The 13,922-nt window shown below is 32.3% G+C and carries 16 protein-coding genes; 5 read left to right on the top strand and 11 right to left on the bottom strand.

Going from position 1 to position 13,922, the window contains the following annotated elements; genetic code table 11:
* From arsB to AC3ITQ_RS16735, 8 genes are all read right to left on the bottom strand, one after another.
* Entirely contained in the window at positions 1 to 1,062 is a 1,062-nt protein-coding gene (gene arsB, locus AC3ITQ_RS16770; protein ID WP_489235288.1) for an ACR3 family arsenite efflux transporter, read from the bottom strand.
* Between the two features lies 1 nt (position 1,063).
* The gene (locus AC3ITQ_RS16765; protein WP_489235287.1) at positions 1,064 to 1,693 is read right to left on the bottom strand and encodes an arsenate-mycothiol transferase ArsC; all 630 of its coding nucleotides are present in this window, start codon (positions 1,691 to 1,693) and stop codon (positions 1,064 to 1,066) included.
* A gap of 15 nt (positions 1,694 to 1,708) precedes the next feature.
* Positions 1,709 to 2,182 carry a DUF6428 family protein gene (locus AC3ITQ_RS16760; protein WP_489235286.1) on the bottom strand — a complete coding sequence of 158 codons (474 nt, stop codon included), beginning with the start codon at positions 2,180 to 2,182 and terminating at the stop codon, positions 1,709 to 1,711.
* Positions 2,183 to 2,200: 18 nt separating this feature from the next.
* Positions 2,201 to 2,533 carry an ArsR/SmtB family transcription factor gene (locus tag AC3ITQ_RS16755; RefSeq protein WP_489235285.1) on the bottom strand — a complete coding sequence of 111 codons (333 nt, stop codon included), beginning with the start codon at positions 2,531 to 2,533 and terminating at the stop codon, positions 2,201 to 2,203.
* Positions 2,534 to 2,624: 91 nt separating this feature from the next.
* On the bottom strand, positions 2,625 to 3,359 hold the full coding sequence (locus tag AC3ITQ_RS16750) for a DUF3667 domain-containing protein (RefSeq protein ID WP_489235283.1): 735 nt from the start codon (positions 3,357 to 3,359) through the stop codon (positions 2,625 to 2,627).
* Positions 3,360 to 3,387: 28 nt separating this feature from the next.
* Entirely contained in the window at positions 3,388 to 3,771 is a 384-nt protein-coding gene (locus tag AC3ITQ_RS16745) for a DoxX family protein (RefSeq protein ID WP_489235282.1), read from the bottom strand.
* A gap of 91 nt (positions 3,772 to 3,862) precedes the next feature.
* On the bottom strand, positions 3,863 to 4,651 hold the full coding sequence (locus AC3ITQ_RS16740) for an anti-sigma factor (RefSeq protein ID WP_489235281.1): 789 nt from the start codon (positions 4,649 to 4,651) through the stop codon (positions 3,863 to 3,865).
* Entirely contained in the window at positions 4,651 to 5,181 is a 531-nt protein-coding gene (locus AC3ITQ_RS16735) for an RNA polymerase sigma factor (protein WP_194658893.1), read from the bottom strand. Before AC3ITQ_RS16735 ends, AC3ITQ_RS16740 begins: the two co-directional genes overlap by 1 nt.
* A gap of 333 nt (positions 5,182 to 5,514) precedes the next feature.
* Between AC3ITQ_RS16735 and AC3ITQ_RS16730 the strand changes: the two genes are divergently transcribed.
* Both AC3ITQ_RS16730 and AC3ITQ_RS16725 read left to right on the top strand, forming a co-directional pair.
* Positions 5,515 to 5,685: a hypothetical protein gene (locus AC3ITQ_RS16730; protein WP_489235280.1), complete on the top strand. Its 171-nt coding sequence runs from the start codon at positions 5,515 to 5,517 to the stop codon at positions 5,683 to 5,685.
* A gap of 402 nt (positions 5,686 to 6,087) precedes the next feature.
* Positions 6,088 to 6,672: a glutathione peroxidase gene (locus AC3ITQ_RS16725; protein ID WP_489235279.1), complete on the top strand. Its 585-nt coding sequence runs from the start codon at positions 6,088 to 6,090 to the stop codon at positions 6,670 to 6,672.
* 120 nt (positions 6,673 to 6,792) lie between these two features.
* On the opposite strand, the gene pip is transcribed toward AC3ITQ_RS16725, so the two are convergent.
* The 3 genes from pip to AC3ITQ_RS16710 all read right to left on the bottom strand — a co-directional run bounded on the left by pip (position 6,793) and on the right by AC3ITQ_RS16710 (position 9,481).
* Positions 6,793 to 7,710, bottom strand: coding sequence for a prolyl aminopeptidase (gene pip, locus AC3ITQ_RS16720; protein WP_489235278.1), 918 nt, complete (start codon positions 7,708 to 7,710; stop codon positions 6,793 to 6,795).
* A gap of 83 nt (positions 7,711 to 7,793) precedes the next feature.
* Positions 7,794 to 8,291, bottom strand: coding sequence for a GNAT family N-acetyltransferase (locus AC3ITQ_RS16715; RefSeq protein ID WP_489235277.1), 498 nt, complete (start codon positions 8,289 to 8,291; stop codon positions 7,794 to 7,796).
* Between the two features lie 14 nt (positions 8,292 to 8,305).
* Positions 8,306 to 9,481, bottom strand: a complete 1,176-nt coding sequence (locus AC3ITQ_RS16710) for a thioredoxin family protein (protein ID WP_489235276.1) — start codon at positions 9,479 to 9,481, stop codon at positions 8,306 to 8,308.
* 171 nt (positions 9,482 to 9,652) lie between these two features.
* Here AC3ITQ_RS16710 and menD point away from each other — a divergent pair, with 171 nt between their 5' ends.
* The 3 genes from menD to AC3ITQ_RS16695 all read left to right on the top strand — a co-directional run bounded on the left by menD (position 9,653) and on the right by AC3ITQ_RS16695 (position 13,888).
* On the top strand, positions 9,653 to 11,314 hold the full coding sequence (gene menD / locus AC3ITQ_RS16705; protein ID WP_489235275.1) for a 2-succinyl-5-enolpyruvyl-6-hydroxy-3-cyclohexene-1-carboxylic-acid synthase: 1,662 nt from the start codon (positions 9,653 to 9,655) through the stop codon (positions 11,312 to 11,314).
* Positions 11,315 to 11,441: 127 nt separating this feature from the next.
* Positions 11,442 to 12,299, top strand: coding sequence for a CvfB family protein (locus AC3ITQ_RS16700; protein ID WP_489235274.1), 858 nt, complete (start codon positions 11,442 to 11,444; stop codon positions 12,297 to 12,299).
* A gap of 755 nt (positions 12,300 to 13,054) precedes the next feature.
* On the top strand, positions 13,055 to 13,888 hold the full coding sequence (locus tag AC3ITQ_RS16695; protein ID WP_017498510.1) for a 1,4-dihydroxy-2-naphthoyl-CoA synthase: 834 nt from the start codon (positions 13,055 to 13,057) through the stop codon (positions 13,886 to 13,888).
* The last annotated feature ends 34 nt before the right edge of the window (positions 13,889 to 13,922 follow it).

Raw genomic sequence — 13,922 nt, 5'->3', positions numbered from 1 at the left:
TTAAGAATAATACTTTTTTCTAAACCAAAAAGCCACATTTACTAAAGCAATTAATGCAGGAACTTCTACTAAGGGGCCAATAACACCTGCAAAGGCCTGACCACTATTTATACCGAATACCCCAATAGCTACCGCGATTGCAAGTTCAAAATTATTGCCAGTCGCCGTAAAAGCTATTGCAGTGCTTTTTGAATAATCAGCGCCAAAATACTTTCCAGTAAAGAAACTTATTAGAAACATAACCACAAAATAAACTACAAGAGGAATTGCAATACGTATAACATCCATGGGAATCTGAACAATCAGTTCACCTTTCAAGCTAAACATGAGTACAATTGTAAAAAGCAGCGCAATCAATGTAATGGGTGAAATCAAGGGGATGTATTTATGCTGAAACCATTCTTCACCTTTTAATTTTATAAGAACATAACGGCTAATAATTCCAAGCGCAAAAGGAATCCCTAAATAGATTCCGACACTTTCCGCAATTTGCTTAATACTTATATCGATGTCAAAACCAGTATAACCAAAATAAGGTGGTAATACGGTAATAAAAAGATAAGCATAAAGACTATAAAGCAAAACCTGAAAAATACTATTTAAAGCAATTAATCCGGCGGCGTATTCCCTGTTTCCATCAGCAAGATCATTCCAAACAACAACCATGGCAATACAACGGGCTAATCCAATTAAAATTAGCCCCATCATGTAATCAGGATATTCTTTTAAAAAAAACAACGCTAAGAAAAACATCAAAATAGGGCCAACAATCCAGTTTAAGAACAAAGAGGCGCCTAATATTTTTGTGTTTTTAAAAACGCTTCCCATTTGTTCATACTTTACTTTTGCTAATGGCGGATACATCATCAATATAAGGCCAATAGCTAGCGGAATATTTGTTGTTCCACTAGAGAAAGAATTAATTATACTACCACTTGATGGAATAAAATAGCCAATAGAAATACCTGCTGCCATGGCAAGGAAAATCCAGAGCGTTAAGAAACGATCAAGAAATCCAAGTTTTTTTCGTTCTGCAACGGGAGCACAATGATTTACTGACATATTATTTTTTTACTTCAGAAAATACATAAAACATTTCTGTCGCAATTTGCAAGCTTCGTTCCTGATATTTTTCAGTTTGTTGGGCTGAATTATCAAAAGCTTTCGGGTCTTCAAAAGTAACAGGAATACGTTTTGCTGCTCCAGCAATAAAAGGACATCCATCGTCTGCTTGTGAGCAGGTCATAATAGCTGCAAAATCATCTTCGGGATTAAAAGCATTATCATACTTTTTCGAAAATCCTATTACAGGAGATTGTGTTGTTGCATATTTTATAGCATAAACGGGATTACTTCCCTCGGAAAGTACTTCTATAAGAAACCCTGATTCTTTGAGGGTTTCTGCAACTTTTGGGAATAATGCCGTTGCTTCAGTTCCGCCTGAATAACAAAAAACATTTTTTACATCAAAATAATAGGCTGCCGTTTGTGCCCAAACTTGAGATAAATGACTACGTCTCGAGTTATGAGTACAAATAAAATTTAATCTGATCTCAAGATTTCCGTTAACTTTTGACTGTATAAAATCAATCAGAGGTTGTAATGTTTGTTTGCGATCTGCTGTAATATTTTCAAAATCAAATAAAGAAACAATTTTATTTAATTTGGGAAATAAGGTATTTGAATTTGACATTTTATAAAGAATTAATTAGCAGCATCCGCCACCAGGTGTACAAGAATTGGCAGTATCGGCATTTAATTGCGTTAGTTTAAATTTTGATTTTTCTGCTGGAATGCCACATTGTTCCTGAGCTAAGCAAGCTGTATTTTTATTGATTAATTCAAAATTTTGCCCATTAAAATCCAAATCATACTTACCAATGGTGGTGTCCTGGTATTCCACTTCAATTTCAAAATCTTGTATTCCAAGAACTTTTTCAGAAAGTTCAATAATATGAATTAGTTTTTGTGGTTTTAAACGGTGTTCAAAATCATTGGCATCCCACAGTTGGAAATTCACAACCGTTTCTTTTCTAACGGTTCCGCCGCAATCAATAAAGTTTTTCGTAATTAAACCTACTTCGGTAACGTGAAAATGTTCCGGAACAAAGCTTCCGTTTGGCAATTGAAAATTTACTGTTTCAACAGTAGTAAGCAATTTTTTAATCTCTGAAAGTTTCATAATAATTTGATTTAATAATTAACAACATTCCTTTTTATTTTTCTCAATATGAAGCGATATAGTTTCAAAAAAGCCTTTTATTTTTTCAAAACCTACTTCATTAATACAATAACAAATGGCGTTTCCATCAATATTTCCTTTAATTAATCCGGCATTCTTTAATTCCTTTAAATGCTGAGAAACTGTAGGTTGTGAAAGCGGTAATTCGTTGACTATATCTCCGCAGATACAAGTATTTACTTTAAGCAAATATTCAATAATAGCAATTCGCGCCGGATGACCTAATGCTTTTGTTAAAATAGCCAATTCGTTTTGTTGATCTGTAAAATGATCGGATTTACTTGCTCCCATTGTTTTATATTTATATTGCAATATTACGATATAGATTGTAATAAAAAAAGAAAATAACGTATTATTTTCTTTTTTGAATTCAAACTTTCCTTTAATGAGAAATTTTCCCAGTCAAAATAAGAACTATAGCTACAAGTATCACAAAGCAGGTCAAAAATATAACATGACTTAATATGGATAAAAAGAACGCTCTCGTTTTCGATATTTTGTTAAAAAATTGAATGTTAGTCCAAAACGTCAGGATAACACCAATTAGGTAAGTTAAAGTCGAAAACTTCTCAGCATGATTGGTACTATTTAAATATAGTAATATTGGAAACGTCAAAATTTGTACAAAAAGTCTTTGTGAAGCCTTAAAAGTATTGAGAACGAAAAATTCAAAAAAATTATAACCTTGTTTCTTAAATACAATAAATGTCCCAATTGTATAAATTGGTATTGTCGCAATAGTCATCCATGCAAAGTGAGCAGCCATCCATTCACCGAAATCATGTAAATCTATACCAGATTCGGTACTAGCAGGAAATAAATCAATATGATAATAATGGTACAAAAAACCATAAAAAGCTCCAAGAACAGCTACTAAAGATAAAGGTTTAAAATGTTTAACCCGTTTTCCTTCAATAAATTCTCTGATAGAATTTCCAGGCCTCGTAAGCAATTGCTTTAAAGAATAAGGGATTCCTCCATCAAAATGTAATAAACCATGCTGAATATCATGCCACAAAAAGTGCCAATTTATTTTGTGAGTTTCGGCTGGTTGTCCACAATTATTACAATAATGACCTTTGAAAACCTGATTACAATTTTTACATACTATTTCCATTCTAAGTGGTATTTATTAAGTAGGCTATTTATACAGTTCTTTTTTTGAACCCGTTTGGAAACATAATAGCCAGTAGTACAACGATCAACAAAAAGTTATATTCAACACCATTTCTTCCTCCACCTACAACAAACCAACCTTCTTCAAAATGGACTAGTATGATTCCCATTAGTAACACAAAAATGGTTACAAAACCTGCTAGTTTTACATACTTATTAAGAATTAAAAGTATTGCAGCTACAACGTGTGATAATTTAATTGACCAAGCCAGAAAAATACCAAAAGGAGCAAATCCAATCTGATTCAGGTATAAATTCCCGAAGTCATTAATACCGTTATTAAACATCCCGAAAACAGAGTGGGTGAGGAGAATAATGGCAACTGCAATTCTTAATAATAAAGTTCCGTTCATGATTTGTTTTTGTTAGTAGAATTAAAAATAATAAAAAAACGCACATTAAAATAATTAATATGCGTTTTGAATTTTTATACAACTTTTATTTTTATACTTTTCCTAAAGTATACAATTGTGTCATCGTTGGTGTTAAGCTTCCTCCAGTTGGCTCCAATGTAATTCCAAAGGCTTCAGCTTCGTTTGTACGATCTACAGCAAATATTTTGTTTGAATTCCCTTCAAAATCGCTCAATAAACCAATGCTTGTTGGTGTAAGCACAGGACTTAGTTTTAAAGCCCAAACCTGGTAAACCATTCCTTTTGGAGGTTTTGGTAAACCTGCTGCATCAATATAAGTTGTTTTGGTGTCTTTGTTCCAGTACACTTTTGCAAATGATGTTGGTGAAACAGCCTGGCCTCCAAGAGTCACGCCTGTATTTTTGATATCTCTAACGATAGTTAAACTTTTCTCAGTTGCTTTATGTTGCTGATCTAAGTAAGCAAACTCTCTTTCGATCTTAGTTTTCTCACTGCCAACAGTTGCAATTGCATCTTTGGTTTTAGTCAATTCTAAAGTTTGATAGCCAAGCCCCAAAAGTAAGAGAACTGCTGCTGCCCAGCCCACATATTGAGACCATTTCGAAGTCGGTTTCATTTCGACTACTTTGCCATGTTTCAATTCTAGACGAGCTTTTATTTTTTCGAAATTTGCTACCGAATGAAAAGGAGAGAAGCTTGATGATAAAGCTACAATAGCTTTTTCTATCGAAATAATTTCCTGATCCACTTCGGGGCTTTTTTTTGCCATTTCGGCTATTTCTAAATTTTCAGTTTCGGTTAATAAACCATAAACGTACAGTTCTAGAATTCCTGAGTCTATATATTCTTGTGCTTCCATTATATTTTCAAATAATTACGTAAATCATTAATACAGTTTCTGTTTTGCGTTTTGATAGTCCCCAATGGCATTGCTAATTCTTCTGAAGCTTCTTGTTGGGTGTATCCTTTAAAAAATAACAAATCGATAATCTCAATACATTTTGGTTTCAGTTTTTTGACGAACTCCTGAATTCCAATGGTATCAATTTTATTGAGTAGTTTGTTACTGTCGTCTAACAGATTTACGAAATTATCTGAGGAAAGGTTTTTTTGGCTGTTATTATAATTTTTTGATCTTAACTTATCTATAGAGGTATTTCGGGCAATATTAAGGATCCACGTATAAAAACGACCTTTACTTTCGTTATACGAATCGATATTTTTCCAGATTTTGACAAAAACTTCCTGCAAAACATCTTCGGCTTCTTCTCTGTTTTTTATCAAAACGTGAATGACCGAATACAAACTTTTGGAATACATATCATACAAGTGGGTAAAAGCTCTTTCGTCTTTCTTGTAGATCAAAACTAATAATTCTTCTTGACTCATAGATTTAAGGTTTTTAAGTTTTTAAATAAAGTTTTAATACTTTTTTTCATTCCCTGAGATAAAGATAATTTATTTTTTTGTTAATATTTTAATTTTTTTAACAGTCTAAACCCTAGTAAAACAAAGGGCTGAGAAAAAATATCACTTTTTTTTCATTTTTTTAAAACCAAAAGCAATCCAATCTCGTATATGCTATTATAACATTCATAAATATTTTTTGAAAATAGCAAAACTTCAGAAAATATCTTGAATGACAATTGTTTAAGTAATAGTAAAATTTAGTTTTAGCATAAAGAATTAAAAAATAAAATCTAACAAGTAAAAATTAATACTATGAAAAATCTGAATAAATTAAAAATTTTGATTGTAGCACTGACTTCTGTTTTGGCATTGACCAATTTTGATTCTAAAAACTCCCGAAAAGGAATTGTCAGGCTCCATCATTCAGCTTTAAATAGTACAGTTTGTCAAAGGGATTTTGCTCAAATTACTCATAAAGTATAAAAATGTAATAGTTGGTGTCCCCGGACTTCCAACCCGAAAATTATTTTCAAACTGTATTTTCCAAATTAAACGAATTAGAATTTTCCTTATACACGCCATTAAAAGATCAGTTGGGAAATATGAATTAAGGTTAAAATAATTTTCACTATAACCGGGAGGCATCAACTATAAATTAAAAGATAAAGCAACTATAATATAAGAATTCAGGATAGCACCAATTTCTTATTTTATAAAATTAAAGGATAATATTAATTCATGGTTTGATTTGTTTGTATGGGGAGAAGCCTAACGAGTGATTAACGTTAGGCTTCGTTTTTTTATTTAACTTATGTTTAATAAAAATAAAGCAATCAAACTCTTTCCGTAAAATAGATTTTAACTAATTTTATAAAAAATTAAACGATGAACAGAATAGTATTTTTAGTTTGTAGTGCAGTCTTTTTAATGGCGGCGCAACTTCAGGCTCAAACAAGTATCAATAAATCTAAAACAGAAAAAGTTATGGGAAAACAAACCATCTATCAATTTAAAGTGGAAGATTTATCAGGAAACACTTTTGATTTTGCTTCCTTAAAAGGAAAAAAAATCATGATTGTAAATACTGCTTCAAAATGTGGATTAACACCTCAATACAAAGACCTTGAAGCGGTTTACAAAGAATATAAAGATAAAGGTTTTGTAATTGTTGGTTTCCCTGCAAATAATTTTGCATCTCAGGAGCCTGGTAGTAATGAAGAAATTCAAACATTTTGTCAACAAAATTACGGTGTAACTTTCCCTATGATGGATAAAGTTTCTGTAAAGGGAGATGATATGTGTGAGGTGTATAAATTCTTAACGCAAAAATCAAAAAACGGTTTACAGGATTCTGAAGTGGAGTGGAATTTCCAAAAATACCTTATCAACGAAAAAGGCGAATTGGTTAAAGTAATTAAACCAAAAACATTAGTAACAGAGCCAGAAGTGATTAATTGGATTAAAAGTTAATTCAAAATAATCTAAACCAAAAAATCCACAAATTTGAATGTAAATTCAGGTTTGTGGATTTTTTTTTAGGAGCAGGGCCAGGGGACTTGTTTTCATAAGATGTATTGATAACTTTTTAATTTATTTTTTCAAAACCTCAATAATTCTTTTTTCAATAGCCGGTTCAGAATCTGAATGTCCAGCGTCTTCAAGGTATATGATTGATCTTTTAAGTTTATGGTGTAAGGTTTCAGCATATTCAACAGGGCAAATTGAATCCTGTTTTCCATGAATAATAGTTACCGGAATATCATCGAGCGTATTTGTATTATTCAAAATATAGTTTTCTTCAATAAAACAATTATTACTTAAATAATAGGCTTCCATAATTGCTAAAGATTCAAACGGGAATTCCTGAATAATAGTTTCAATTTCCTTTTCGGTAATTCCCTTTTTAAAAATAGATATTTCGTAAAATACCCATTCATAGCAATAAAAAGTTCTATTTTCCGGAGTTCCATTCAGCATCTGATCCAAATAGTATTTAGATATGCTTAAATTCGAATCTTTGGGAACGTTCATCTTAAATCTGTTCCATTCTTTTGGAAAGTCATTTTCAACTCCACCATTTAAATAATGATCAATTGATTTCTTGTCCCCAAGAAAAACGCCTCTTAATAAAAGACTTTTTACTTTTTCAGCATTTTGAATAGCAAACGCAAGGCTTACTGTTGTTCCCCATGAACCACCAAAGACATTGATTTTCTGGATGTTTAAATATTTTAAAAGAACATTTATGTCATCGACAAGATCTTGAGTTGTGTTTTCTTTTATACAGCCAAAAGGTTTACTTTTTGAAGATCCTCGCTGGTCAAAAAAGATAACTTTATATTTCTTAAAATCAAAGAAACGTTTGTCTTGTTCCGAAAATCCTGCACCAGGGCCACCGTGAACAAATAAATAAACTTCTCCATCAGCAGCGCCGCAAACTTCATAATAGATTTCATGAATTTCACTGACTTTAAGATACCCGCTCTCTAATAAGGAATTTGTCTCCAATATTTTTTTGATTGAATTTATTTTCGAAACATCTATACAAAGGTCATAAAGTGCTTATTGGTAAGGCTTTGCGTTCTTTGCGCTTAAGCAAGAATCAACTGCATGAAAACCAAATCTAACCAGTGATCAAATTTGTAACCCACTTCACGAATTGTTCCTGTTACTACAAATCCAAATTTTTCATGAAAAGCAATACTTCCGGAATTATCTGCATCGATGGCACCAATCATTACGTGGTAACCTTGCTCTTTCGCTAAACGAATTAACTCGGTTAATAATTTTGATCCAATCCCTTTTCCAATCACATTATCTACTACATAGACGGAATGCTCAACCGTATATTGATAACCAATTTTTTCACGGAATTGTCCATAACTTCCAAAACCAACTACTTCGCCATCTAGATCAGCCACAACAATAGGTAGATTTTTAGCAGTTTTATCTTCAAACCATTTTGTTTGCACTTCAAGCGTTTGAATATCATAATTATAATTTGCTGTTGTGTGCAAAATAGAAAAATTTACAATGTCCAGAATTTTTTCTAAATCATTTACTGTTGCAGGTCTAAGAATAAGGTTCATGGTTTTATAGGATATTATTTTGTGTTTAGTTCAGCTAACAAAGTATCTACTTCTTTGGTATTCCATGTCATTTCGGTACAAATGACTTTGGCATCGTTGGCATATTGTAAAGCTAATTTTTTGTCTTTAATTTTATTGTAAAGCCGCGCGATGAGCAGGTTTCCATCATAAGAATCATTTAATTCTAAAGAATGTTTAACCCAGAAAATAGCTTTTTTAAGACTTTCGGTATCTTTAATATGTTTTAGGTACGTTTGCCCAATGTCTTTTAAAAAGCTGGCATCGTTCCAAACTAATTTCTGAGTATCTGCAAGTGTTACTTTTTTGTAAAACTGCCATTTTTCGGTTCTTTCTGCTAAAGTTAAATCAAATTTAAAAACCAAAGAATCTGTTTTCTGTAAACGAATTGATTTTGCAACTTCTCTTTGTTTGTAATAGTTTACGGTATCTAAATTGTCAACTAAGGGACGAAGTAATTCGGTTACAATGCTTTCTACTTTGCGATCTACACGATTCTGAGAAGCCACAGCAACAAACTCTTTCTGATGTTTTAAAACGTATTGAAATTCTCTTGAATTGATATCGGTTACCCCATTTGCAATAATTCTCCAATTGGTTTCGCTAACCAATTGTGCGTCAGATTGAGTATCGAGATAAGTATGTGTTGCAGGAGATAAATCGGTTCTGTCTTTTCCCTTTTTCAAAGTATTTAGGTAAGCAAAAAACTTGGTTGAATTACTTGGGTCTGAAAGGAATTCTTTTTCTAAATAAGGCAATTGCATTCTTGAGTTCAAGGCATATTTAACCTCAGTCATGAACTCGGTGGTTTTCATTTCGCCTTTTAAAGCGTATAAAAGCGTTTCATTGGAATCTAAAAATAAAAAAGTAGGCAATGATTTAGTGTTGTACTTATTCTTTAGCGCTATTCCTTCTTCCTTCTCAATATTTTTCCAGATGCAAACATAATTCTCCTTTAAAAAATCCATTACATTTGGGTCGCTAAAAACTTCTTTTTTCATTTGATTGCAATGAGGACACCAGTCAGCGTAAAGCATTATAAAAAGTGGTTTGCCTTCTGTTTTTGCAGTTTCTAAAGCTTTTTTATATGGTGTGTCATCAGGAACAAATTGATTTTGCGACTTTAGGGTTTGTATTGAAATACAAAGCAAAAAAAGATAAATGAAACGCATAGGAAGTTTATTTTGATCAAAAAAATGCTTTTACAAATATATTTCCTTTTTCTAAAAACAGCCTTAATATCTTCCCAATTTATAAGTAAATCAAATGCGAAGTTTGTAACTTTGTGGTATCAAATGAAATCTTCAAGTTTAGATTTCCTTTAAAAATAATACGCCATACGAATGATTTACCCCAAAATACCGCTTGCTCAAAGCATCATCGAAATTTGTTTAGCAAAAGGAATTACCAATATTATTATTTCTCCGGGATCACGAAACGCACCTCTAACGATAGGTTTTGCACAAAATCCTAATTTTACCTGTTATAGTATTGCAGACGAACGTTGTGCAGCTTTTTTTGCATTAGGTATTGCACAGCAAAGTAAAAAGCCAACGGCCATTGTTTGTACGTCAGGTTCTGCTTTATTAAATTATTATCCGGCTGTGGCCGAAGCATTTTATAGTCAAATTCCCCTAATTGTGATTTCTGCAGATCGCCCGCAAAGTAAGATTGATATTGGTGACGGGCAAACGATTCGTCAGGAAAATGTTTTTCAAAATCATTCTGTTTTCAATGCCAATTTAACGGAAGAAGCTTCTGAAGAAAATGATTTAAAAATCAATAAAGCGATCGAAACCGCCATTCTTCAAAAAGGGCCGGTTCATATCAATGCACCTTTTGAAGAACCTTTGTATGAAACTGTCGGAGAACTTTCAGTGCAACCAAAAATCACGCATTCAGAAGAAATCATCGGATCAAAAACAATCGAAAATGTAGAAGATTTTGTTTCAATTTGGAATTTGGCCAAACGTAAATTAATTATGGTTGGCGTTAATGAAGCGAATAGCATTGATCAGGAAATTATAGACAATTTGGCACAAGATCCGTCTGTTGTAGTGTTGACAGAAACGACTTCAAACTTACACCATCCGGATTTTATTAATAGTATCGATACTTTAATTACACCGTTTGATGATGTTGATTTTAAAGAGCTTAATCCAGATGTTTTAGTGACTTTTGGTGGTATGATCGTATCTAAACGTATCAAAGGATTTTTGCGTAAGCATAAACCAAAAGAGCATTGGCATATTGATACTTTACGGGCTTATAATACCTTCAATGCCCTGACACAGCATTTTGTAATGCAGCCCAACGATTTCTTTAAGGATTTGTTGTCAAAAACGGAGCATACAAAAAGTAAATATGCCGAAAAAATTGGTGCAATTTATAATTTTAGAAAAATCAGAAGAAATCAATATCTGGAAAAAATCCCCTTTTCAGATTTTAAAGTTTTTGAGAAAGTTATTGAATCTTTGCCAAAAAACAGTCAATTGCAAATTAGTAATAGTTCGGCCATTCGATATGCGCAATTAATTCATATTGATACGTCTATAGAAGTTTTTTGTAACAGAGGAACAAGCGGAATTGACGGCAGCACATCTACAGCAATCGGTGCTTCAGTAGGGAGCGGAAAACCAAATGTTTTTGTTACGGGCGATATTAGTTTCTTGTATGACAGCAACGCTTTATGGAATGCTTATATCCCAAAAAACTTCAAAATTATTTTGATTAATAATGGAGGAGGAGGAATTTTTAGAATTTTACCAGGCCATGAAGAAAAGCCTGTTTTCAATACTTATTTTGAAACTTCACATCATTTAACGGCAGAACATTTAGCAAAAATGTATCAGTTTAATTATTTGACTGCTTATAATATTGAATCATTAGAAACTAAAATTCAAGAATTATACGCGAAAGATGATACTCCGGCCATTTTGGAAATTTTCACACCAACTACGGAAAATGATGTTGTTTTAAAGCAATATTTTAAAGAGTTAAAATAAAAGATATTAAGTGTCATGAAAATGGTACTTTTTTTTATCCAAAATATTTTTCGCTTTCCCATTTTCAAACTTCGTACATTTGCAGCTTAGAAACTTAGTCGCTTATTGGCTTAGAACCTTAAAGAATATGATTGAAATAGGAAAATACAATACTCTTACCATATTACGTGATACCAAAGTTGGTTTATTTTTAGGAAATCCTGAAAAAGATCCGGAAGGAATTCACGATATATTATTACCGAATAAATACGTTCCAAATGAATTTGAAATAGGCGAGGAGCTTATTGTTTTTGTTTATTTAGACCACGAGCAACGTCCAGTTGCTACGACACTTGAACCTTATATTTTATTGAATGAATTTTCACTTTTAAGAGTAAATTACACCAATCAGGTTGGTGCTTTTATGGACTGGGGAATGGAAAAAGATATTCTGGTTCCGTTTAAAGAACAAGCGCGTCCAATGGAAAAAGGAAAGCGTTACCTGGTTTACCTTTATATGGATGAAAAAACCAATCGTTTGGTAGCTTCAAGTAAATTGAACCAATTTTTGTCAAATGATCAGCTTACTGTTGAAAAAGGAGAAGAAGTTGATCTGATTGTTTCTCATATTACGGAATTAGGAATCAATGTTATAATCAACGAGAGACATAAAGGTTTGCTATACAAAGATGAAGTGTATGACGATGCCATCAGAACTGGGGACAGAATGATCGGTTTTATTAAAAATATTCGTCCTGATAATAAAATTGACGTAGCCTTACAAGTGCAAGGCTATCAAAGTATCGAACCAAATGCCGAGAAGATTTTAGATGAATTGCGTGCCAATCGTGGTTTTTTGAGACTAAATGATGCTTCACACCCAGAGGACATTAAAACAGTTTTAAAAATGAGTAAAAAGACCTTCAAAAAAGCAATTGGAGCTTTGTATAAAGACAAACTCATCGAAATCAAAGAAGACGGAATTTATTTAGTAAAGGAAAATTAGAAATTTTTTAAAATTCCAATGCATTCACTGTTATTGGAATTTAGTCACAAGAATTATTATAACAAGAAAGGCTGCTCATTACAAGCAGCCTTTCTCTTTTTATTCAGTTTTAAAAAAAATTGTAATTAAAAAAAAACAGAAATAAAATTATTCGAATCCATTGAAATAGTAACAACTTTAAGAATTTTAGGAGTTACCTTTCTTCTGGTATGTCTTTAAACAATCAATACGTCCATCTTAAAAGCAAAAAATCAATTTCACGGCTAGTCCATTTGGTTGATAAAATAACTTATAGAATGTTTTGGTTAGCATTTTCCTCTTTTCGTAATCAATCTTATACTAATTACTTAAACAATTCTAGCATTTAACCTTAGGTGTTACTATCTCCTTCTTGAAGTTTTAACAAACGCATAAATCATTTGCTCATTAGTTAAAGGTTTACTAATAAAAACCGTAAAAAAATGAGCGACAAAATTTTTAATTTTTCTCAAAAAAAGTCATTTTTTAGGTTAATAAATCAGTGAAAGAAAATCAATCATAAATCAGTGAAATAAAATGTATCTCATTGATTTCTAGGGTGTAAAATTACTTAATTATTTTTAAAATCCAATGTTAAATATTGTTATTTTTTGTAAGTAAATACTATTTAGCATCTTCTGGTGATAATTTACAGGAGACTTAAGCCGATTTGAGTAGGTAAAAATGTAAAAATGCTTTATTTTTACACTATAATTATTAAAACTAAACAAATAGAAATGGATTGGATTACTGCCAGAGAATTTGAAGATATCACCTATAAAAAATGTAATGGAGTTGCAAGAATAGCGTTTAACAGACCTAATGTTAGAAACGCTTTTCGACCAAAAACAACTTCAGAATTATATCAGGCTTTTTACGATGCACAAGAAGATACTTCAATAGGAGTAGTGTTACTTTCTGCTGAAGGTCCATCAACTAAAGATGGTGTTTATTCTTTTTGTAGCGGAGGCGATCAAAATGCACGTGGACACCAAGGTTATGTAGGTGAAGATGGACAACATCGTTTAAATATTCTTGAAGTGCAGCGTTTAATTCGTTTTATGCCAAAAGTGGTTATTGCGGTTGTTCCAGGTTGGGCAGTTGGTGGTGGACACAGTTTGCACGTGGTTTGCGATATGACTTTAGCCAGCAAAGAACACGCTATTTTCAAACAAACAGATGCTGATGTTACCAGTTTTGACGGAGGTTACGGATCTGCTTATTTAGCGAAAATGGTGGGGCAGAAAAAAGCACGTGAGATTTTCTTTTTAGGAAGAAATTATTCAGCTCAGGAAGCAATGGATATGGGAATGGTAAATGCCGTAATTCCTCATGATGAATTGGAAGCTACTGCTTACGAATGGGCACAGGAAATTCTTCAAAAATCTCCAACTTCTATAAAAATGCTAAAATTCGCCATGAACCTTACAGACGATGGTATGGTAGGGCAGCAGGTTTTTGCCGGAGAAGCAACCCGTTTAGCTTATATGACCGAAGAAGCAAAAGAAGGAAGAAATGCATTCTTAGAAAAAAGAAAACCAAACTTTGGAGAAAATAAGTGGTTGCCATAAAAAGTTAAAAATTGTTTCAAGTTTCAGGTTTCAA

Source organism: Flavobacterium sp. KH_001, assembly GCF_057840745.1.
Note: the sequence above shows the minus strand (reverse complement) of the source record. Positions and strands in the feature narration are given on the sequence as shown.

Excerpts from the sequence above, each read along its gene's own strand:
- AC3ITQ_RS16730 (WP_489235280.1), top strand. The coding sequence starts at position 5,515 with ATGAAAAATCTGAATAAATTAAAAATTTTGATTGTAGCACTGACTTCT.
- AC3ITQ_RS16700 (WP_489235274.1), top strand. The coding sequence starts at position 11,442 with ATGATTGAAATAGGAAAATACAATACTCTTACCATATTACGTGATACC.
- AC3ITQ_RS16725 (WP_489235279.1), top strand. The coding sequence starts at position 6,088 with ATGAACAGAATAGTATTTTTAGTTTGTAGTGCAGTCTTTTTAATGGCG.
- AC3ITQ_RS16735 (WP_194658893.1), bottom strand. The coding sequence starts at position 5,181 with ATGAGTCAAGAAGAATTATTAGTTTTGATCTACAAGAAAGACGAAAGA.
- AC3ITQ_RS16750 (WP_489235283.1), bottom strand. The coding sequence starts at position 3,359 with ATGGAAATAGTATGTAAAAATTGTAATCAGGTTTTCAAAGGTCATTAT.
- AC3ITQ_RS16755 (WP_489235285.1), bottom strand. The coding sequence starts at position 2,533 with ATGGGAGCAAGTAAATCCGATCATTTTACAGATCAACAAAACGAATTG.
- AC3ITQ_RS16715 (WP_489235277.1), bottom strand. The coding sequence starts at position 8,291 with ATGAACCTTATTCTTAGACCTGCAACAGTAAATGATTTAGAAAAAATT.
- menD (WP_489235275.1), top strand. The coding sequence starts at position 9,653 with ATGATTTACCCCAAAATACCGCTTGCTCAAAGCATCATCGAAATTTGT.
- AC3ITQ_RS16765 (WP_489235287.1), bottom strand. The coding sequence starts at position 1,693 with ATGTCAAATTCAAATACCTTATTTCCCAAATTAAATAAAATTGTTTCT.
- AC3ITQ_RS16710 (WP_489235276.1), bottom strand. The coding sequence starts at position 9,481 with ATGCGTTTCATTTATCTTTTTTTGCTTTGTATTTCAATACAAACCCTA.
- AC3ITQ_RS16695 (WP_017498510.1), top strand. The coding sequence starts at position 13,055 with ATGGATTGGATTACTGCCAGAGAATTTGAAGATATCACCTATAAAAAA.
- arsB (WP_489235288.1), bottom strand. The coding sequence starts at position 1,062 with ATGTCAGTAAATCATTGTGCTCCCGTTGCAGAACGAAAAAAACTTGGA.
- AC3ITQ_RS16740 (WP_489235281.1), bottom strand. The coding sequence starts at position 4,651 with ATGGAAGCACAAGAATATATAGACTCAGGAATTCTAGAACTGTACGTT.
- AC3ITQ_RS16760 (WP_489235286.1), bottom strand. The coding sequence starts at position 2,182 with ATGAAACTTTCAGAGATTAAAAAATTGCTTACTACTGTTGAAACAGTA.
- AC3ITQ_RS16745 (WP_489235282.1), bottom strand. The coding sequence starts at position 3,771 with ATGAACGGAACTTTATTATTAAGAATTGCAGTTGCCATTATTCTCCTC.